The organism is Variovorax boronicumulans (assembly GCF_040544675.1).
Taxonomy (GTDB): Bacteria; Pseudomonadota; Gammaproteobacteria; order Burkholderiales; family Burkholderiaceae_C; genus Variovorax; species Variovorax boronicumulans_D.
Genome location: NZ_JBEPKK010000004.1, coordinates 176,821 through 196,275 on the forward strand (window position 1 = coordinate 176,821; position 19,455 = coordinate 196,275).

Sequence of the window (19,455 nt, forward strand, 5' to 3'; positions counted from 1 at the left end):
AATCACACGTAGCTGACGCCGACGATCTCGTAGCGCTTCAGGCCGCCGGGCGCCTGCACTTCGGCGGTGTCGCCCTCTTCCTTGCCGATCAGCGCGCGCGCGATGGGGCTGGAGATGTTGATGAGGCCCAGCTTCAGGTCGGCTTCGTCCTCGCCCACGATCTGGTACTTGACCGCTTCGCCGGACTCTTCTTCCTCCAGCTCCACCGTCGAGCCGAACACGATCTTACCGCCGGCATCGAGCTCGGACGGGTCGATGATCTGCGCGGCCGACAGCTTGCCCTCGACTTCCTGGATGCGGCCTTCGATGAAGCCCTGGCGGTCCTTGGCGACTTCGTACTCGGCGTTCTCGCTCAGGTCGCCCTGCGCGCGGGCTTCGGAGATCGCGTTGATGACCCAGGGGCGGTCGACGGTCTTGAGCTGATGCAGTTCGGCACGCAGCTTTTCGGCACCGCGCTTGGTGATTGGAATGGTGGCCATGTTTGGTTCTCCATAAAGCGAAACCGCCGAACGATGCCGTTCGGCGGTCGAGTGGGGGACAAGATCAGACGAGATTGCGTCCGGTCAGCCGGCTCAGGATGGCGAGCGGGCTCGAGTCGGGATTGTATTGCTTCGAGGCGGCCAGATGAAGCGTCTGCTCGAGCATGTACTGGCCCGCCATCACGGCGTGCGAGGTCTGGTCCGAGAAGCACACCCACACCGAGCCCGGCGGGAACTCGGCCCTCTCCTGAGGGGAGCTTTCCTGGTAGGCCATGTCCGACTTCATGCCATCGTGCAGCTGCAGCATGAGGTGGTCGTACTCGCTGCGAAACGACTTGGTCACGTGCAGCGCATGCAGCAGCTTGGCCTGCCAGCGCACATAGGGCTTGGCGCGCGGCAGGAAGCGCCTGGCGACATCATCGAAAGGCTCGCCCACGCGCCAGACGCGCGGCGCACCTTCGGGATTCACGTTGGTGAACACGCGCAGGATGCGCTCACCGTAATTGGGCCGCGACGGAAACGCGTCCACGTGCAACCGACGGTCGTCCGCACGCCAGGACTGCACCCGCGTCTCGACCTGCGCCGGCCGATAGCTCGTGGGCGCCAGCCGCAGGGCCGCCGTGTAGTGCGGCAGCAGACCGTGGATCAGCTGCTGCGCCTGCGCGCGAAACCGCCCCACCATCGCCGCAGCCATGCGTTGCACCGCCTCATCGCCGACAACGCCCTTGAGCCTGCCATTGGCGTCGAGGCTGATGTTGCGCACGTCGGGCGACAGCAGGCTGGGCGTGAGCAGGCTCCGCTCTTCGGGCAAGAGCTCGAAGCCCAGCCGCGGAAAGTACAGCACCTTGCCCGCTTCCAGTTCCGCGATCCACGCCGCGTTGGGCGTGGCCGCGTTCCAGTCGCGCAGGTCCAGTTCGACGAGCTGGGTTTCCATGACGCCGTCGAGGCTCAGGCTCAGGCCAGTGCCGCCAGTTGCGCGTGCATCTCCTGCACCGAAATGACGTCCAGCTCGTCCATGAAGCCCATGCCTTCGACCGCGGCTTCGGCGCCGAAGATCGTGGTGAAGGTGGTCACGCGAGCGAGCAGCGCAGAGGTGCGGATCTGCCGCGAATCGGTGATCGCGTTGCGGCGCTCTTCCACCGTATTGATGACCAAGGCAATCTCGTTGTTCTTGATCATGTCCACGATGTGCGGGCGGCCTTCGGTCACCTTGTTCACCGTCGCGCATTCGATGCCCGCGGTGCTGATGGCGGCAGCCGTGCCCTTGGTGGCAACCAGCTCGAAACCCAGCTTCACCAGGCCGCGCGCCACTTCCACCGCACGCGCCTTGTCGTTGTTCTTCACCGAGATGAAGACCTTGCCCGATTTCGGCAGATGCGTGCCCGCACCCAGTTGCGACTTCACGAAGGCTTCGCCGAAGGTCTTGCCCACGCCCATCACCTCGCCGGTCGACTTCATCTCGGGGCCGAGGATGGTGTCCACGCCCGGGAACTTGACGAAGGGGAACACGGCTTCCTTCACGCTGAAGTACGGCGGCGTCACCTCCTTGGTCACGCCCTGCGACGCCAGCGACTGGCCGGCCATGCAGCGTGCCGCCACCTTGGCGAGCTGGATGCCGGTGGCCTTGCTCACGTAAGGCACGGTGCGCGACGCACGCGGATTCACTTCGAGCACGTAGATGACGTCCTTGCCGTCCTTCTGCTGGATCGCGAACTGCACGTTCATCAGGCCGACCACGTTCAGTGCCTTCGCCATCGCGGCGCTCTGGCGCTTGAGCTCGGCGATGGTGTCGGCGTTCAGGCTGTAGGGCGGCAGCGAGCAGGCGGAGTCGCCCGAGTGCACGCCGGCCTGTTCGATGTGTTCCATCACGCCGCCGATCAGCGTGCCGCCTTCGGCGTCGCGGATGCAGTCGACGTCGCACTCGACAGCGTCGTTCAGGAAGCGGTCGAGCAGCACCGGCGAGTCGTTGCTCACCTTGACCGCCTCGCGCATGTAGCGCTCCAGGTCGCGCTGTTCATGCACGATTTCCATCGCGCGGCCGCCCAGCACGTAGCTCGGGCGCACCACCAGTGGATAACCGAGGGCGGCAGCTTTTTCGAGTGCTTCGGGCTCGGTGCGCGCGGTGGCGTTCGGCGGCTGGCGCAGGCCCAGCTCATGCAGCAGCTTCTGGAAGCGCTCGCGGTCTTCGGCCGCATCGATCATGTCGGGCGAAGTGCCGATGATCGGCACGCCGTTGGCTTCGAGGTCGAGCGCGAGCTTGAGCGGCGTCTGGCCGCCGTACTGCACGATCACGCCGAGCGGCTTTTCCTTGTCGACGATCTCGAGCACGTCTTCGAGCGTGAGCGGCTCGAAATACAGGCGGTCGGAGGTGTCGTAGTCGGTGGACACGGTCTCGGGGTTGCAGTTGACCATGATGGTCTCGTAGCCGTCCTCGCGCATGGCGAGTGCGGCGTGCACGCAGCAGTAGTCGAACTCGATGCCCTGGCCGATGCGGTTGGGACCGCCGCCGAGCACCATGATCTTTTTCTTGTCTGTCGGGTCGGCTTCGCACTCGTCTTCATAGGTCGAGTACATGTAGGCGGTGTTGGTCGCGAACTCGGCCGCGCAGGTGTCCACCCGCTTGTAGACCGGGCGCACGCCCAGGGCGCGGCGCTTCTCGCGGATCGCCGTGTCGGTGGTCTTCAACTGGCGCGCCAGGCGGCGGTCGGAGAAGCCCTTTTTCTTGAGCGCGAGCAGCGTGTCCTTGTCGATGTCGTCCAGCGACTTGGTTTCCAGCTCGAGTTCGATCTTCACGATCTCTTCGATCTGCACCAGGAACCACGGATCGATCTTGGTCAGCGCGAACACTTCATCGACGCTCAGGCCCATGGCGAAGGCATCGCCCACGTACCAGATGCGCTCGGGACCGGGCTCGCCCAGTTCCTTTTCGAGCACTTCGCGGTCCTGCGTCTTCTCGTTCAGGCCGTCGACGCCCACTTCCAGGCCGCGCAGGGCCTTCTGGAACGATTCCTGGAAGGTGCGGCCCATGGCCATCACCTCGCCCACCGACTTCATCTGCGTGGTGAGGCGCGAGTCGGCCTGCGGGAATTTCTCGAAGGCGAAACGCGGGATCTTGGTGACCACATAGTCGATCGACGGCTCGAACGACGCGGGCGTGGCGCCGCCGGTGATTTCGTTGCGCAGCTCATCGAGCGTGTAGCCCACGGCCAGCTTGGCAGCGACCTTGGCGATCGGGAAGCCCGTGGCCTTGGAGGCCAGCGCGGACGAACGCGACACACGCGGGTTCATCTCGATGACGACCATGCGGCCGTCCTTCGGATTGATGGAGAACTGAACGTTCGAGCCGCCGGTGTCCACGCCGATCTCGCGCAGCACGGCCAGCGAGGCATTGCGCAGGATCTGGTATTCCTTGTCGGAGAGCGTCTGCGCCGGTGCCACGGTGATCGAGTCGCCGGTGTGCACGCCCATCGGGTCCAGGTTTTCGATGGAGCAGACGATGATGCAGTTGTCGGCCTTGTCGCGCACGACTTCCATCTCGTACTCTTTCCAGCCGAGCAGCGATTCTTCGATCAGCAGCTCGTTGGTGGGCGAGGCTTCGATGCCGCGCTTGCAGATGGTCTCGAACTCGTCCGGGTTGTAGGCGATGCCGCCGCCGGTGCCGCCGAGCGTGAAGCTGGGGCGGATCACGGTCGGGAAGCCGAGCGTCTTCTGCACGGCCCAGGCTTCGTCCATCGTGTGGGCAATGCCAGAGCGCGCCGAACCGAGACCGATCTTGGTCATCGCGTCCTTGAACTTCAGGCGGTCTTCTGCCTTGTCGATGGCTTCGGGCGTGGCGCCGATCAGCTCGACTGGCTTGTTGGTGGCCGCGCCGGTGTACTTGTCGAGCACGCCGTTGCGCCAGAGGTCGAGCGCGCAGTTCAGCGCGGTCTGGCCGCCCATGGTCGGCAGGATCGCGTCGGGGCGTTCCTTGGCGATGATTTTCTCAACCGTCTGCCAGGTGATGGGCTCGATGTAGGTCACGTCGGCCGTGGCCGGGTCGGTCATGATCGTCGCGGGGTTGCTGTTGATCAGGATGACCTTGTAGCCCTCTTCGCGCAGCGCCTTGCAGGCCTGCACGCCGGAGTAGTCGAACTCGCAGGCCTGGCCGATGATGATCGGGCCGGCGCCGATGATAAGGATCGATTTGAGGTCTGTGCGCTTAGGCATTCTTGCTCTCCGTCTTTTCCGTCTTGTTCTTTTCCATGAGTGCCGTGAAGCGATCGAACAGGTAACCGATGTCGTGCGGGCCCGGCGAGGCTTCGGGGTGACCCTGGAAGCAGAACGCGGGCTTGTCGGTGCGCGCCAGGCCCTGCAGCGTGTTGTCGAACAGGCTGATGTGCGTGGGACGCAGATTGGCCGGCAGCGACTTCTCGTCGACCGCGAAGCCGTGGTTCTGGCTGGTGATGCTCACGCGGCCGTTGTCCAGGTCCTTCACCGGATGGTTCGCGCCATGGTGGCCGAACTTCATCTTGAAGGTCTTGGCGCCCGAGGCGAGCGCCATGATCTGGTGGCCCAGGCAAATGCCGAAGGTGGGAATGCCGGTCTCGATCAGTTCCTTCACGGCGCTGATGGCGTAGTCGCAGGGCTCCGGGTCGCCGGGGCCGTTCGCCAGGAAGATGCCGTCGGGCTTGAGCTTGAGCACGTCGGCAGCGGGCGTCTGCGCCGGCACCACGGTGATGCGCGCGCCGCGCTGGGCGATCATGCGCAGGATGTTCTTCTTGACGCCGTAGTCGAAGGCGACGACGTGGAACTTGGGCGTGATCTGCACGCCGTAGCCCGCGCCCAGCTTCCACTCGGTTTCGGTCCACTCGTAGGTCTCGGTGACCGACACCACCTTGGCGAGGTCCAGGCCCGCCATGCTCGGCGCGGCCTTGGCGGCGGCAACGGCCTTGTCGATCAGCGCCTGCGTCACGGCTTCGCCTTCGGCCAGGCCCAGGATGCAACCGTTTTGCGCGCCATGGGTGCGCAGGTGGCGAGTGAGCTTGCGGGTGTCGATGTTCGCAATGGCGACCGTCTTGCCGGCCACGAGGTATTCGCTCAGTGTGGCGGTCTGGCGGAAGTTGGAGGCGACGAGGGGCAGGTCCTTGATGATCAGGCCCGCGGCATGGATCTTGTCGGCTTCGATGTCTTCCCCGTTGACGCCGTAGTTGCCGATGTGCGGATACGTCAGGGTGACGATCTGCTGGCAGTAGCTCGGGTCGGTGAGGATTTCCTGGTAACCGGTCATGGCGGTGTTGAACACCACTTCACCGGTCGTGGAGCCGGCGGCTCCGATCGAATTGCCTTGAAAGACCGTGCCGTCTGCGAGCGCCAGGATGGCGGGCGGGAAATTTCCCTTGAGAGACAAAAGCACTGGGTTCTCCGAATGGTTACGGTCGCCCGGAGCCCCAGGCGCGTTGCCTGCGGACTTGCTTCAAGGGGATTTTGGCGTTAAAGGCGGCCGGGCGACGCTAATTGCGAGTAAGCCCCCGATTGTAGCCCGGACTGCGGCCCTATCCGGCCTGGAGGGCCGCCCCGCTGGCGTGCAGGCAGATGGCAGCGGCGGCGGCCACATTGAGCGATTCCTCGCCGCCTGGCTGTGCAATGCGGATGTGATGGGTCGCCCGGGCTTCCAGCGCCGGCGAAACGCCCTGCCCTTCATGGCCCATGAGCCAGGCGCAGGGGTGAGGCACACGCGCCTTGTGCAGCCATTCGCCGCGGTGGGAACTGGTTGCCACGAGCGGCACTTTCAAGCCGTCGAGCATGTCCGCCTCCACGCCTTCAATCAGCTGCAAGCCGAAATGAGCGCCCATGCCGGCGCGCAGCACCTTCGGCGCCCACAGCGCGGCCGTACCCTTGAGCGCGATCACCTGGGTGAAGCCGAAGGCGGCCGCGCTGCGCAGGATGGAACCGGCGTTGCCGGCGTCTTGCAGGCGGTCGAGCACCACGCTCGGGGCGTCAGCGATCAATTCGGGCCGCGTCGGCAATTCGAGCACGAAGCCCATGGGTGCGGGCGACTCCAGGCCGCTGACGCCGCGCAGCAGGTCGTCGCTGACAACGACCGTTTTGATAGCCGTGCTCGCCCATTCGGCGGGTGCGGTCGGCCAGAAAGACTCCGAAAACACCGCAATCGCCGGCTTGACGCCGCGTGCCAGGGCCGCGCGGCACAGGTGATCGCCTTCAAGCCAGACGCGGCCCAGCTTGCGATAGGCGCCCGGGTCTTGGGCGAGCTTGCGCAGGTCCTTGAGCAGCGGGTTGTCGCGCGAACTGATGAGGCTCGCGCCGGGATCGGTGGTCATCGGGGGTTCAGGGCGCGGTGCGCAGGTCGAGGTGCACGGTTTCGACCGTTGCAGAAAACGCCACGGGCGTGGCCGACACGGTTTCGACAGCCAGCGTGGCGCCCGCTGCCGTCCGCGCCAACGCGGCGGCGACCGGACTGAACGAGCGGCGGTGGTGCACGCAGGCGCCGTGGCGCTGCAATGCTTCCAGGTGCTCCCGCGTACCGTAGCCCTTGTGACCGGCAAAGCCGTAGTCGGGGAATTCGATGTGCAACTGCTCACAGAGACGGTCGCGATGGACCTTGGCCAAGATCGACGCGGCAGAAATCGCCTTGACCCGCGCATCGCCCTTGACGATGGCCTCGGCCAGCACGTCCAGCGTCGGCAGCCGGTTGCCGTCGACCAGCACCTTGGCCGGCTTCAGGCGCAGGCCTTCGACCGCGCGGCGCATGGCGAGCATGGTGGCCTGCAGGATGTTGTGGGTGTCGATTTCCTCGACGCTCGCCTGCGCGATCGAGCAGCACAGGGCACGGGCCAGGATCTGGTCGTGCAGCCGTTCGCGCTGCAGGGCTGTGAGCGTCTTCGAGTCGGCGAGGCCGGGAATCGGTCGCTGGTCGTCGAGGATGACAGCGGCGGCAACCACGGGGCCGGCCAGCGGGCCGCGCCCCGCCTCGTCGACGCCCGCGAGCAGGCCTGGCGCGTCCCACACCAGCGGGGCCTGCTCAGCCTTCAAGAACTTTCTGGATCGCATCGGCGCAAAGTGTGGGCGTATCGCGCTGCAATTGCACGTGCAGCTCGGAAAATCTTTGTTGCAGGGCCTGCGTTCTCTCTGGCGCGTCGAGCCAGGCCAGCGTGGACTGGGCCAGCGCCGCGGGCGTGGCGGCTTCCTGCAGCAACTCGGGCACCACGAATTCGCGGCACAGGATGTTGGGCAGGCCGACCCAGGGCTGCAGCTGCTTCTTCTGCATCAGGCGCCACGAGAACCCGTTCATGTTGTACGCAATGACCATCGGCCGCTTGAACAGCGCCGCCTCGAGCGTGGCGGTGCCGCTCGCGATCAGCGTGACATCGCAGGCGGCGAGCGCGGCGTGCGACTGGCCGTCGAGCAGCTTCACCCGCCCGGCCATGCCGCTGGCCTGGAGCAAGGCTTCGACCTCGGCGCGCAGACCCGGCAGGATGGGCGCCACGAACTGCAACGCCGGCCGCGCCTTCTGCATCAACGCGGCAGCGGCAAAGAAACGGTCGGCCAGGTAGCGGATCTCGGAGCGCCGGCTGCCGGGGAGCAAGGCGACGACCTGCGCGTCAGGCGCCAGGCCGATCGCGGCGCGCGCTGCCGCACGGTCGGGCGTCATCGGGATCACGTTGGCGATCGGGTGGCCCACATAGCTCGCGGAAACGCCCTGCCTTTCGAGCAGCTCGGGCTCGAACGGAAAGATGCACAGCACATGGTCGGCCGCAGCCCGGACCTTCTCGATGCGCTTGGGCCGCCAGGCCCAGATCGACGGACAGATGAAATGCACGGTCTTGATGCCCTGGCTGCGCAGCCCGGCTTCGAGATCGAGATTGAAATCGGGCGCGTCGACGCCGATGAAGAGTTCGGGACGCTCCAGCAGCAGCCGGGCCTTGAGCTGGCGGCGAATGCCGGCGATTTCGGCATAGTGCCGCAGCACCTCGACATAGCCGCGTACCGCGAGCTTTTCCTGCGGCCACCAGCTCTGGAAGCCAAGCGCAAGCATGCGGGGTCCGCCGATGCCGGCGGCCTGGAGCCCAGGCCAGCGGGCCTGGAGGCCTTCGAGCAGCAGGCCCGCGAGCAGATCGCCTGACGCTTCGCCCGCGACCAGCGCGAAGCGTCGCTGTTCGGCTGTCTGCATCGCCGTCACGTCAACGCGCGATGCCGCGCGTGGAGCTGGCGAGGAAGGATTCCATCAAGGCGATATCGCCGGCCGCCTCGGGCATTTCAACGGACAACGCGGCGATGCCTGCGCGCGCCTCTTCGAGCGTCTTGCCCTGGCGGTACAGCAGCTTGTGCATCTGCTTGACCGCGGCCAGCCGCTGCGCCGAGAAATCGCGCCGGCGCAGGCCGACGATATTGAAGCCGCGAACCGCCAACGGATTGCCGTCGACCAGCATGAACGGCGGCACGTCTTGCGACACCGCGCTGGCGAACCCGACCATGGCATGGGCACCGACCGACACGAACTGGTGGATGCCGGTCAGCCCGCCGACCGTGACCCAATCGGCCAGGTGCACATGCCCCGCCAGCGTGGTGTTGTTGGCCAGCGTGGTGTGGTTGTCGACATGGCAGTCGTGCGCGATGTGCGTGTACGCCATGATCCAGTTGTCATTGCCCACGCGCGTGACGCCCCCCGCCCCCGGCACGCCGAGGTTGAAGGTGCAGAACTCGCGAATGACGTTGCGGTCGCCGATGACGAGCTCGGTCGGCTCGCCGGCGTATTTCTTGTCCTGCGGCACCGCGCCGAGCGACGAAAACTGGAAGATCCTGTTGTCGCGCCCGATGGTCGTGCGCCCTTCGATCACGCAATGCGCGCCGATGGTGGTGCTCGCGCCAACCCGCACGTGCGGACCGATCACGGTATAGGGCCCGACCGACACCGTGGCGTCGAGCTGGGCCTGGGGGTCGACAAGCGCTGTCGGATGAACCTGGGTCATGCCTTGCAAGTGGCCGCAGCCGATCAGTTGATCTGGCGCATGGCGCACATCAGCGTCGCTTCGCAAGCGAGTTCGCTGCCTACCAGGGCGCGGCCCTTGAACTTGGAAATGCCCGCCTTCATGCGCTCGATTTCAACCTCGAGCGTGAGCTGGTCGCCCGGCTCCACCGGACGCTTGAAGCGCGCACCGTCGATGGCGGCAAAGTAGTAGACGGTGTTGTCGTCCGGCACGATATCGAGCGAATGAAACGACAGCAGCGCCGCGGCCTGCGCCATGGCTTCGAGCATGAGCACGCCCGGCATCACCGGACGGTGCGGAAAGTGGCCGTTGAAGAAGGGCTCGTTCATCGTCACGTTCTTGAGGGCCGTGATGCGCTTGCCCTTTTCCATGTCCAGCACGCGGTCCACCAGCAGGAACGGGTAGCGATGGGGAAGCAGCTTGAGGATTTGATGGATATCGAGCGTCGTCGTCATGATGTTCTGTTCCTGCATCGTCGTCATTTTTTCGGGGGAGCCTTCTCCAGCGCCTTCAGTCGTTCGCGCAGGCTGTGCAACTGCTTGAGCGTTGCCGCATTTTTTTCCCAGCTCGCATTGTCATCGATGGGAAACATGCCGGTGTACTGGCCGGGCTTGTGAATCGATCGGGTCACGGTGGTGGCGGCCGACACATGCACGCCGTCGGCCACCGTGAGGTGCCCCAGCACGATGGCGCCGCCGCCGAAGGTGCAGTTGGCGCCGATGGTGGCGCTGCCGGCCACGCCGACGCAGCCCGCCATCGCGGTGTTCTTGCCGACGCGCACGTTGTGGCCGATCTGGATCAGGTTGTCGAGCTTCACACCGTCTTCGATCACGGTGTCGTCCAGCGCGCCACGGTCGATGCAGGTGTTGGCGCCGATCTCCACGTCATTGCCGATGCGAACGGCGCCCAGTTGCTCGATCTTGACCCATGCGCCCTGGTGCAGCGCGAGGCCGAAACCGTCGGCTCCGATCACCACGCCCGGATGCAGCAGGCAGCGCTCGCCGACAGTGCAGTCTTCGCTGACCGTCACCCGCGACTTCAGCACGCTGCCGGCGCCGATGCGGGCGCCCCGCTCCACCACACACAGCGCGCCGATGCGCGCAGTGGGGTCGACGTGGGCTTCGGCGTGGATCACGGCGGACGGATGGATGAGGTCGGCTTCGGGACGCGCATGGTGCGCCTTCCAGAGCTGCGTCAAACGCGCAAAGTAGAGATACGGATCGGGCGTGACGATGAACGCCCCTCGCGCCGCAGCCGCTTCCTGCATGGCAGGCGACACGATCACGCATGCGGCCTTCGAGGCCGACAGCTCCTGCTGGTATTTGGGATGGCTCAGAAAGCTGAGCGCATCGGGCTGTGCATTCTGGAGCGGAGAAAGCCGCTCGATGGACAGCGTGGCATCTCCATGAAGCTCGCCCCCGAGGGCGTCAACGATGGCTCCGAGCTGCAGCGACACGCCGGTTCGCGGCGTTATTTGCCGGCCGAAGGCGCTGAAGAGCCAACCGACGCGTTCAGCGCCTTGATCACCTTGTCGGTGATGTCGTGCTTCGGATTGATGTAGATCGCTTCCTGCAGGATGGCGTCGTACTTTTCGGCCTCGGCCACCTGCTTCACGACGCGGTTGGCACGCTCGTAGACTTGCTGGAGTTCTTCGTTCTTACGCGCGTTGAGATCTTCCTGGAACTCGCGGCGGCGACGCTGGAAATCGCGGTCCTGGTCGACCAGCGCGCGCTGGCGGGCGGTACGCTGGCTCTCGGACAGGGTCGGCGCCTCGCGCTCGAACTTTTCCGAAGCCGTCTTCAGTGCGTCGCCCAACGCAGCCACGTCCTTCTCGCGCTTGAGAAACTCCGCTTCGAGCTTCGCCTGGGCCGCCTTGGCCGGCTGCGCCTCACGCAGCACGCGGTCCGGGTTGACAAAGCCGATGCGAAAAGTCTCCTGCGCCTGGGCAGGCACAGCGACGAGCGCGAAAGCGGGGATCAACAACGCGCCAGCGGCGGCGCGAATCAAATGCTTCATTTAGAAAGACGTTCCGATCTGGAATTGCAAGCGCTGGATTCTATCCTTCGGGATCACGACGAAGCCGGTGGCCGGGTCCAGCACTTCCTTCTGGGACTTGACGGGGAAGGCATAGGCCAGACGCAGCGGGCCCAGCGGCGAGATCCAGCTGACGCCGAGGCCGACGGATGCGCGCAGCTTCTTCTGGGCCTTGTACTGCTCGTCGGTGAGGCCGGTCGCGCGCGAACCGAACACGTTGCCGACGTCGAAGAAGCCGTAGAGGCGCAGCGTGCGGTCGTTGCCGGCACCCGGGAACGGCGTGCTGAGTTCGGCGTTGAAGATGGCCTTCTTGGTGCCGCCCAATGCCGCACCTTCGGTCTGGCCGAAAAGCGGCACGTCGCGCGGACCCAGCGAGTTTTGCTCGAAGCCCCGGATCGAACCCAGGCCACCGGCATAGAAGTTCTTGAAGATCGGGTAGACCTTGCCACCCAGCGCCTTGGCGTAGCCGACTTCGCCGTTGATCGCGAAGGTGTATTGCTTGGTGATCGCGAAGAACTGCTGGTACTGGTAGTTCGTCTTGACGTACTTCATGTCGCCGGCGGCGCCGAGCTCCAGGTTGGCACGCTGAAGGCGGCCGGTGGTCGGCACCAGCGCGCTGTCGCGGCTGTCGCGTCCCCAGCCGATGGTCAGCGGCACGCCCCATACGCTGTCCTGGGCGCAAGTGGTCACGAACAGGCCGCTCGCATCCTTCTCGCACTGGAAGTAGCGCAGGTACGAGGCAGGCGTGTAGAGGCCGGAGAACGAGGTCGACGAGTTCGGGTCGAACGCATAGCGCTCGAGACCCACGCCGAAGAACACGGTATCGACCTCGCTGAAGGGCACGCCGAAGCGGATGGAAGCACCCTGGTTGACCAGCTTGTAGTCACCGTCGAGGGTCGACGAATAAGGACGCGTGGTCGTGTGATAGACGCTGATCGTGCGGGAGATGCCGTCCTTCGTGAAGTACGGATCGGTGGTGGTCAGCGACAGCGTACGGTTGTACTTGCTGGTGTTGACCTGCACGCCCAGGAAGTTGCCTGAACCGAACACGTTCTCCTGCGAGATACCGAAGGTCAGGGCCACCTTTTCGGCACTCGAGTAGCCGGCTCCCAGTTGCAGGCTGCCGGTGGGCTTTTCGGCCACATTGACAGTCAGGTCCACCTGGTCGGGCGAGCCGGGCACTTCCTGCGTTTCGACATTCACTTCGGTGAAGAAGCCGAGGCGGTCCACACGGTCTCGCGACAGCTTGATCTTGTCGCCGTCATACCAGGAGGCCTCGAACTGGCGGAACTCACGGCGAATGACTTCGTCGCGCGTCTTGTTGTTGCCACCGACCGAAACGCGGCGCACATACACGCGGCGTGCGGGCTCAGCCTGCAACGTGAGCGTGACGCGGTTGTTCACCCGGTCGATCTCGGGAACGGCCTGCACACGGGCAAAGGCGTAGCCGAAGGTGCCGAAATAGTCGCTGAAAGCCTTGGTGGTTTCCGTGACCTGCTCGCCGTTGTAGGCCTCGCCCGGCTTGATCGTGACGAGCGACTTGAATTCGTCGTCGCGGCCCAGGTAGTTGCCGTTGAGCTTGACGCCCGCCACCACGAACTTCTCGCCTTCGAAGATGTTGACCGTTACCGTCAAGTCCTTGCGGTCCGGCGAGATGGCGACCTGGGTCGATTCGATCCGGAACTCGAGGTAGCCGCGCGTGATGTAGTACGAGCGCAGGGTCTCAAGGTCGGCGTTGAGCTTGGCGCGCGAGTACTGGTTGGACTTGGTGTACCAGCTCATGAAGCCGCCGCTGTCCTGGTCGAAAAGGCTCAGCAGCGTCGATTCGCTGAAGGCCTTGTTGCCCACCACATGCACTTCGCTGATGCGCGCCGAATCGCCTTCGGTCACGGTGAAAGTGAGGTTGACACGATTGCGCTCGATGGGGGTGACGGTGGTCACGACCTGCGCGTTGTAGAGGCTGCGGCTCACGTACTGGCGCTTGAGCTCCTGCTCCGCGCGGTCGGCCAGTGCCTTGTCGTAGGGACGGCCGTCGGTCAGGCCGATTTCGCGCAGCGCCTTTTGCAGCGCGGCCTTGTCGAACTCCTTGGTGCCGACGAAATCGACGTCCGCAATGGTCGGGCGCTCTTCGACGATCACAACGAGCACGTTGCCGTTCACGTCGATGCGCACGTCCTTGAACAACCCCAGGTCGAACAGCGCGCGAATCGCGGCAGAGCCGCGTTCGTCGCTGTAGGTATCGCCCACACGCAGCGGCAGCGACGCGAAGATCGTGCCGGCCTCGACGCGTTGCAAGCCTTCGACGCGAATGTCGCGCACTGTGAAAGGCTCGACGGCCCAGGCTGCCGTGGCCGCGAGCGCGCTGGCAACCACCGCGACAACGCTACGCAGGCGAAAGCGATTGGAGTTTTTGTTCATCTGTGAATTGAGCCGGCACGGAAAGGGCCGGCAGAAAGTTAACCAAAGAGCCGCGTGACGTCGTTGAAGAGTGCGACCGACATCATGACCAGCAACAAGGCGACACCGCCGCGCTGAAGCCCCACCATCCAGGCGTCAGAGACGCTTTTGCCGGTCAGGCCCTCCCAAAGATAATACATCAGGTGCCCCCCATCGAGGACCGGCAGCGGCATGAGATTGAGCACGCCCAGGCTCACGCTGATGACGGCCAGGAAGATCAGGTACTGGGTCAGGCCGAGACTAGCGGACTTGCCGGCGTAGTCGGCGATCGTCAGCGGCCCGCTCAGATTCTTGAGCGATGCCTGGCCTGTCACCATCTTGCCCATCATTCGCACGGTCAGCGCGGACATCTCCCAGGTGCGCACCACGCCGCGCCAGACGCCGTCGACCGGGCCTTGCCGCACGGTGAGCATTTCAGGCGGCGCGCCAACGTAGGCGCCGATGCGGCCGATCTTGACGGCGCCCTCTTCGCGCACTTCGGGCTTCACCTGGAGCGTGAGCGCCTTGCCGCCGCGCTCGATCTGCCAGGCCTGGGTACGCGGCTGGTCGCCGTCGACCGAGGCGCGGATCACTTCCCGAAGCTGTTGCCCGTCGAAGATGGCGGTGTCGCCGACGGCACGCACCAGGTCGCCGTTGCGCAGCCCGGCAAGCTCGCCGGCGCTGCCGGCCATGACTTCTCCGATCTCCGGCCGGGTCAACGGTGCGAGCAGGCCGATCTTGCGGAACATCTGCGGATCGGCGTCTTTCGCCTCCATGCGGCTGAGCGGCAACACCAGTTGGCGCGCAGGCTTGCCGTTTTCGCCGGCGACTTCGAGCGTGAGGTCGTGCGCATTGAGCGCGCCCTGGGTCATGCGCCAGCGCAGGTCCTCGAAGGACTGAACGGGTGTCAGATCGCCGTCGAAACCGGCGCGCGTGACGTATTCGCCGCCAGTCAGGCCCGCCGCTTCGGCCAGCGAAGCCGCGACCGGCCGCGCCAGCTTGGCAGCCGGCTCCTGCACACCGATCCAGTTGACGACGGTGTAGAGCGCGACGGCCAGCAGCAGGTTGGCGATGGGCCCGGCCGCCACGATGGCCGCGCGCGACCGCAGCGGCTGGGTATTGAAGGCCCGATGCCGTTCTTCGGGCGCCACCGGCCCTTCGCGCTCGTCGAGCATCTTGACGTAGCCGCCCAGCGGGAAGGCAGCGATGACGAATTCGGTCTGCTGACCCGGGTGCTGGCGCTTGGGCTGCCAACGAAACAGCGCCTTGCCGAACCCGACCGAGAAGCGCTCCACCTTGACACCACACGCGACGGCGACACGGTAGTGCCCATATTCATGCACGGCGATCAGCACACCGAGCGCGACCACAAAGGCTATGACAGTAAGCATCGGAGTCCTCTGCGTTTCAGGGGGTCAGGCTGCAAAACGCAGCGCTGCGGCATTGGCCGCCGCACGGGCGGCGGCATCGAGCGCCAGCAGGTCCGCCAGCGATGCGGGCTTGGAGGGCGCGACTGTTTCCAAAGTTTCCATGTTTACCGCATGAATTCTGTCGAAACGCAGGCGCCGGGCCAGAAACGCCTCGACGGCAACCTCGTTGGCCGCATTCAGGACGGCAGTGGTACCGGGTGCGGCACGCAAAGCATGCCATGCAAGGCCCAGTCCAGGGAAAAGCGCTGCATCCGGGGTTTCGAACGTGAGCGATGCCATCTGGCGGAAGTCGAGGCGGGCCGCCCCGCTCTCGATGCGCTCGGGCCAGGCCAGACCGACAGCGATAGGCACCCGCATGTCCGGCGTGCCGAGTTGGGCAATGACCGATGCGTCGGTGAACTGCACCATCGAGTGCACCACGCTCTGTGGATGGATCACGACTTCGATCTGCTCAGGCAGCACGCCGAACAGATGACGCGCCTCGATCACTTCGAGCGCCTTGTTCATCATCGTGGCCGAATCGACCGAGATCTTGCGGCCCATCACCCAATTGGGATGGGCGCAAGCCTGCTCCGGCGTCACCGCGCCGAGGCTGTCCGGCGCACGGGTGCGGAACGGGCCACCTGAAGCGGTGAGGATGATCTTGTCGATGCGCCGCGCCCAGGTGGAAGGGTCTTCGGGCAGCGACTGGAAGATCGCCGAATGCTCGCTGTCGATAGGCAGCAGCGTGGCGCCGCCTTCGCGCACCGCGCGCATGAACAACTCGCCGCCTACAACCAGGGCTTCCTTGTTGGCCAGCAGCAGCCGCTTGCCGGCGCGGGCCGCGGCCAGGCAGGGGCCAAGCCCGGCGGCGCCGACGATGGCCGCCATGACGGCATCGACGTCTTCATGGGAGGCTATGTTTTCAATGGCATTCGCACCCACCACGACTTGCGTCTTCAGGCCGTTCTGCTTGAGCTTGTCGGCCAGCAGCTCCGCATGCGGCGCGCTCGCCATGGCCGCGAACTGCGGCGAGAACCGCGCGCACTGCGCAAGCATGTCGTCCACCTTGGAGGCGGCAGACAGCGCAAACACCTCGAAGCGCTCGGGATGTCGCGCGATGACGTCGAGCGTGCTGACGCCGACCGACCCGGTCGAGCCCAGCACGGTGACGCGTTGTTTGAGAGGGGTGCTCACAGGAAGGCCAGCATCATTGCGATGGGGAGCGCCGGCAGGAGGGCATCCACGCGGTCGAGCACACCGCCGTGACCCGGAAGAAGCCGGCTGCTGTCCTTGGCACCGGCGCTGCGCTTGATCAGCGATTCGACCAGGTCACCCACCACGCTCATCGCCGCCAGGAAAACCGCGCCGATCAGCAAGAGCCACCAGCCGCGCTCGAAGAGCCGTGTGTAGAGGCTCGGCACGGTCGCGCCGAAGTAACGGTCCGCCCAAACCCAGGCAAAAGCCAGCACGATGACACCGACCATTCCGCCCCACACACCTTCCCAGCTCTTGCCGGGGCTGATGGCCGGAGCCAGCTTGCCGCGGGTGAATTTGAGCCCGAAGGCTCGGCCTGCGAAATAGGCAAAAACGTCCGCCACCCAGACAAGCACCAGGATCGACAGCAGGAAGTTGATGCCGACCATGCGGGCCTGCACCGCGGCCAGCCACGCCACCCACAGCGCCAGCAGGCCGCCGACCAGGCGCAGCCCGCGCGGAATGCGGGGCCAGCCCGGCACCGCCACGCGCAGCAATGCAGCGCCGCCGAGCACCCAGGCCGCACTGGCGAGGGTCCACATGAGGATCAACGGCTGCTGGAGCAAGCCCAGCCACCACGACAAACCACACAGCGCGACCATCTCCGCGCCGAGGAACAACGACATCCCCTGGCCATAGCCGTTGAGACGCCCCCATTCCCAGGCGGCGGCGCCGATCAGCACCAGCATCACGCAGGCGAATGGAACGTAGTGCCGATAGAACAGCGCTGGCAGCAGGATCGCGAGCAGGACGATCGCCGTGAGGATGCGTTGTTTGAGCATGCGGGAGTTGGTGAGATCGTCAGGCCGTGGCCGTCGAGACCTGAGCCGAAGTTTGGCCGAAGCGGCGCTCGCGGCTCTGGAATGCGGCGATGGCTTCGTCCAGCGCGGCCTCGTCGAATTCGGGCCAGAGCTTCTCGCTGAAAAAGAGCTCCGCGTAGGCGCTCTGCCAGAGGAGGAAATTCGACAACCGCTGCTCACCGCCCGTGCGGATGAACAGATCGGGGTCGGGCACATGGGCCAGCGCCATCGCGCGGTCGAGGTTGACCTCGGTCAGCGGCTGCCCCTGTTCGGCGAGCTTGGCCGCGGCCTGGGCGATGTCCCAGCGACCGCCGTAGTTGAAGCAGACATTGAGCACGAGCCGCGTGTTGTGCGCCGTGGTTTCCTCGGCATTGACGAGGCCCGCCACCATCTTGGGAGACAGCCCCCCGCGCTCGCCGACAAAATGCAGCCGAACGCCGTCGCGGCTCAGGCGCGGCACCTCGCGGGCCAGCGCGCTCACCATCAGTTCCATCAGGCCGGAAACTTCCTCGACGGGACGGTTCCAGTTCTCCGACGAGAACGCGAAAACGGTAAGAACGCCCACGCCACGATCCGCGCATGCCTTGACGCAGCGCCGCAGCGACTCGACGCCCTGCTTGTGCCCCGCCACGCGAGGCAGGAATCGCCGCGTGGCCCATCGGCCGTTGCCGTCCATGACGACTGCAACGTGGTGGGGAATGCGCGGCGTGGAAGAGGCCATGAGAGGCCTCAAACGGCCATGATCTCCGCTTCCTTGGCCGCGACCAGACGGTCGATTTCCGCGATGTGGCGGTCGGTGACTTTCTGGATGTCGGCTTCGGCGCGCTTCTGGTCGTCCTCGGACGCCAGCTTGTCCTTCACGAGCTTCTTGACCGACTCGTTCGCATCACGGCGCAGGTTGCGCGTGGCGACCTTGGCGGTTTCGCCTTCGTTGCGGACCAGCTTGGTCATTTCCTTGCGGCGCTCTTCGCTCATGGCGGGCAGCGGCACGCGGATCAGGTCGCCCATGGACGCCGGGTTCAGGCCCAGGTCGCTTTCGCGGATGGCCTTCTCGATCTTGGCGCCCATGCCTTTTTCCCAGGGCTGGACGCTGATGGTGCGCGAATCGAGCACCGACACGTTCGCCACCTGGCTCAGGGGAACCTGCGAGCCGTAGTACTCGACATGGATCGAATCGAGCAGCGCCGAGTTGGCGCGGCCCGTGCGGATCTTGGTGAGGTTGTTCTGGAATGCGGCGAGCGACTGATTCATCTTCGCGTCGGTCGCACTGCGGATGTCTGCAATGGTCATCTCAAATACTCCTAGGCATGCACGAGCGTGCCCTCGTCCTCGCCCATCACGACGCGCTTGAGCGCGCCGTGCTTGAGGATCGAGAACACCTTGATCGGCAGCTTCTGGTCGCGGCACAGCGCAAAGGCCGTGGCGTCCATGATGCCGAGATTCTTCGCGATGGCCTCGTCGAAAGTCAGCGAGGCATAGCGGGTTGCGTGGGGATCGGTCTTGGGATCGGCGGTGTACACGCCGTCCACCTTGGTTGCCTTGAGCACGAGCTCGGCGCCGATCTCGGCACCGCGCAGCGCAGCGGCCGTGTCGGTGGTGAAGAACGGATTGCCGGTGCCGGCCGCGAACACCACGACCTTGCCCTCTTCGAGGTACTGCAGGGCCTTGGGCCGCACGTAGGGCTCGACCACCTGCTCGATGGCGATGGCGGACATGACGCGGGCCACAAGGCCCTGCTTGTCCATCGCATCGGCCAGCGCCAGGGAATTCATGACGGTGGCCAGCATGCCCATGTAGTCGGCCGTGGCGCGGTCCATGCCGACCGAGCCGCCCGCGACGCCGCGAAAGATGTTGCCGCCGCCGATCACGACCGCCACCTGGACGCCCATGTTCACGACTTCGGCCACATCCTGGACCATGCGCACGATGGTCGCGCGGTTGATCCCGAACGCGTCGTCGCCCATCAATGCCTCTCCCGACAGCTTCAACAAGATTCGCTTGTGGGCTGGGCGGGCATCAGACATGGGCAATTTCCTTTGAGTGGGCGGTGACGAGT

Annotated in this window: 18 protein-coding genes; all 18 read right to left on the bottom strand. The window is 65.4% G+C overall.

All coding sequences use genetic code 11. The annotated features are described in order from the left end of the window. Window positions 1-2 precede the first annotated feature (2 nt). The gene (greA, locus tag ABIC90_RS09460) at window positions 3-479 is read right to left on the bottom strand and encodes a transcription elongation factor GreA (RefSeq protein ID WP_354353840.1); all 477 of its coding nucleotides are present in this window, start codon (window positions 477-479) and stop codon (window positions 3-5) included. Window positions 480-543: 64 nt separating this feature from the next. Next, window positions 544-1,413 (bottom strand): Kdo hydroxylase family protein, encoded by an 870-nt coding sequence (locus ABIC90_RS09465; protein ID WP_354353841.1) that lies wholly within the window; start codon window positions 1,411-1,413, stop codon window positions 544-546. A 20-nt stretch (window positions 1,414-1,433) separates the two neighbouring features. Next, a complete protein-coding gene (gene carB, locus ABIC90_RS09470; protein ID WP_354353842.1) occupies window positions 1,434-4,685 on the bottom strand; it encodes a carbamoyl-phosphate synthase large subunit in 3,252 nt (1,083 codons plus the stop codon). Beyond that, window positions 4,678-5,871, bottom strand: coding sequence for a glutamine-hydrolyzing carbamoyl-phosphate synthase small subunit (gene carA, locus ABIC90_RS09475; RefSeq protein WP_354353843.1), 1,194 nt, complete (start codon window positions 5,869-5,871; stop codon window positions 4,678-4,680). Before carA ends, carB begins: the two co-directional genes overlap by 8 nt. Window positions 5,872-6,010: 139 nt before the next feature. After that, entirely contained in the window at window positions 6,011-6,796 is a 786-nt protein-coding gene (locus tag ABIC90_RS09480; RefSeq protein ID WP_354353844.1) for a TrmH family RNA methyltransferase, read from the bottom strand. Window positions 6,797-6,803: 7 nt separating this feature from the next. Beyond that, the gene (rnhB, locus tag ABIC90_RS09485; protein ID WP_354353845.1) at window positions 6,804-7,526 is read right to left on the bottom strand and encodes a ribonuclease HII; all 723 of its coding nucleotides are present in this window, start codon (window positions 7,524-7,526) and stop codon (window positions 6,804-6,806) included. Beyond that, window positions 7,498-8,646, bottom strand: a complete 1,149-nt coding sequence (gene lpxB / locus ABIC90_RS09490) for a lipid-A-disaccharide synthase (protein ID WP_354353846.1) — start codon at window positions 8,644-8,646, stop codon at window positions 7,498-7,500. Before lpxB ends, rnhB begins: the two co-directional genes overlap by 29 nt. Window positions 8,647-8,656: 10 nt before the next feature. After that, window positions 8,657-9,445 (bottom strand): acyl-ACP--UDP-N-acetylglucosamine O-acyltransferase, encoded by a 789-nt coding sequence (gene lpxA, locus ABIC90_RS09495; protein WP_354353847.1) that lies wholly within the window; start codon window positions 9,443-9,445, stop codon window positions 8,657-8,659. A 23-nt stretch (window positions 9,446-9,468) separates the two neighbouring features. Then, a complete protein-coding gene (fabZ, locus tag ABIC90_RS09500; protein WP_354353848.1) occupies window positions 9,469-9,945 on the bottom strand; it encodes a 3-hydroxyacyl-ACP dehydratase FabZ in 477 nt (158 codons plus the stop codon). After that, window positions 9,942-10,919 carry a UDP-3-O-(3-hydroxymyristoyl)glucosamine N-acyltransferase gene (gene lpxD, locus ABIC90_RS09505; RefSeq protein WP_354353849.1) on the bottom strand — a complete coding sequence of 326 codons (978 nt, stop codon included), beginning with the start codon at window positions 10,917-10,919 and terminating at the stop codon, window positions 9,942-9,944. Before lpxD ends, fabZ begins: the two co-directional genes overlap by 4 nt. Before the next feature lie 14 nt (window positions 10,920-10,933). After that, window positions 10,934-11,479: an OmpH family outer membrane protein gene (locus ABIC90_RS09510; RefSeq protein ID WP_354353850.1), complete on the bottom strand. Its 546-nt coding sequence runs from the start codon at window positions 11,477-11,479 to the stop codon at window positions 10,934-10,936. Then, complete coding sequence (bamA, locus tag ABIC90_RS09515; protein ID WP_354353851.1) at window positions 11,480-13,915, bottom strand: outer membrane protein assembly factor BamA; 2,436 nt, start codon at window positions 13,913-13,915, stop codon at window positions 11,480-11,482. It lies immediately after the preceding gene. Between the two features lie 38 nt (window positions 13,916-13,953). Then, entirely contained in the window at window positions 13,954-15,324 is a 1,371-nt protein-coding gene (rseP, locus tag ABIC90_RS09520) for an RIP metalloprotease RseP (protein WP_354353852.1), read from the bottom strand. Between the two features lie 24 nt (window positions 15,325-15,348). Next, window positions 15,349-16,539: a 1-deoxy-D-xylulose-5-phosphate reductoisomerase gene (gene ispC, locus ABIC90_RS09525; protein WP_354353853.1), complete on the bottom strand. Its 1,191-nt coding sequence runs from the start codon at window positions 16,537-16,539 to the stop codon at window positions 15,349-15,351. Beyond that, window positions 16,536-17,381 carry a phosphatidate cytidylyltransferase gene (locus ABIC90_RS09530; protein ID WP_354353854.1) on the bottom strand — a complete coding sequence of 282 codons (846 nt, stop codon included), beginning with the start codon at window positions 17,379-17,381 and terminating at the stop codon, window positions 16,536-16,538. The genes ispC and ABIC90_RS09530 overlap by 4 nt, the downstream gene beginning before the upstream one ends. Before the next feature lie 19 nt (window positions 17,382-17,400). Further along, a complete protein-coding gene (uppS, locus tag ABIC90_RS09535; protein WP_354353855.1) occupies window positions 17,401-18,120 on the bottom strand; it encodes a polyprenyl diphosphate synthase in 720 nt (239 codons plus the stop codon). A gap of 8 nt (window positions 18,121-18,128) precedes the next feature. Beyond that, entirely contained in the window at window positions 18,129-18,689 is a 561-nt protein-coding gene (gene frr, locus ABIC90_RS09540) for a ribosome recycling factor (protein WP_206179019.1), read from the bottom strand. 11 nt (window positions 18,690-18,700) lie between these two features. After that, window positions 18,701-19,423: a UMP kinase gene (gene pyrH, locus ABIC90_RS09545; protein ID WP_354353856.1), complete on the bottom strand. Its 723-nt coding sequence runs from the start codon at window positions 19,421-19,423 to the stop codon at window positions 18,701-18,703. Window positions 19,424-19,455 lie beyond the last annotated feature (32 nt).

Excerpts from the sequence above, each read along its gene's own strand:
- ABIC90_RS09510 (WP_354353850.1), bottom strand. The coding sequence starts at position 11,479 with ATGAAGCATTTGATTCGCGCCGCCGCTGGCGCGTTGTTGATCCCCGCT.
- ABIC90_RS09530 (WP_354353854.1), bottom strand. The coding sequence starts at position 17,381 with ATGCTCAAACAACGCATCCTCACGGCGATCGTCCTGCTCGCGATCCTG.
- carB (WP_354353842.1), bottom strand. The coding sequence starts at position 4,685 with ATGCCTAAGCGCACAGACCTCAAATCGATCCTTATCATCGGCGCCGGC.
- pyrH (WP_354353856.1), bottom strand. The coding sequence starts at position 19,423 with ATGTCTGATGCCCGCCCAGCCCACAAGCGAATCTTGTTGAAGCTGTCG.
- frr (WP_206179019.1), bottom strand. The coding sequence starts at position 18,689 with ATGACCATTGCAGACATCCGCAGTGCGACCGACGCGAAGATGAATCAG.
- lpxA (WP_354353847.1), bottom strand. The coding sequence starts at position 9,445 with ATGACCCAGGTTCATCCGACAGCGCTTGTCGACCCCCAGGCCCAGCTC.
- ABIC90_RS09465 (WP_354353841.1), bottom strand. The coding sequence starts at position 1,413 with ATGGAAACCCAGCTCGTCGAACTGGACCTGCGCGACTGGAACGCGGCC.
- uppS (WP_354353855.1), bottom strand. The coding sequence starts at position 18,120 with ATGGCCTCTTCCACGCCGCGCATTCCCCACCACGTTGCAGTCGTCATG.
- bamA (WP_354353851.1), bottom strand. The coding sequence starts at position 13,915 with ATGAACAAAAACTCCAATCGCTTTCGCCTGCGTAGCGTTGTCGCGGTG.
- rnhB (WP_354353845.1), bottom strand. The coding sequence starts at position 7,526 with ATGCGATCCAGAAAGTTCTTGAAGGCTGAGCAGGCCCCGCTGGTGTGG.
- lpxB (WP_354353846.1), bottom strand. The coding sequence starts at position 8,646 with ATGCAGACAGCCGAACAGCGACGCTTCGCGCTGGTCGCGGGCGAAGCG.
- fabZ (WP_354353848.1), bottom strand. The coding sequence starts at position 9,945 with ATGACGACGATGCAGGAACAGAACATCATGACGACGACGCTCGATATC.
- rseP (WP_354353852.1), bottom strand. The coding sequence starts at position 15,324 with ATGCTTACTGTCATAGCCTTTGTGGTCGCGCTCGGTGTGCTGATCGCC.
- greA (WP_354353840.1), bottom strand. The coding sequence starts at position 479 with ATGGCCACCATTCCAATCACCAAGCGCGGTGCCGAAAAGCTGCGTGCC.
- ABIC90_RS09480 (WP_354353844.1), bottom strand. The coding sequence starts at position 6,796 with ATGACCACCGATCCCGGCGCGAGCCTCATCAGTTCGCGCGACAACCCG.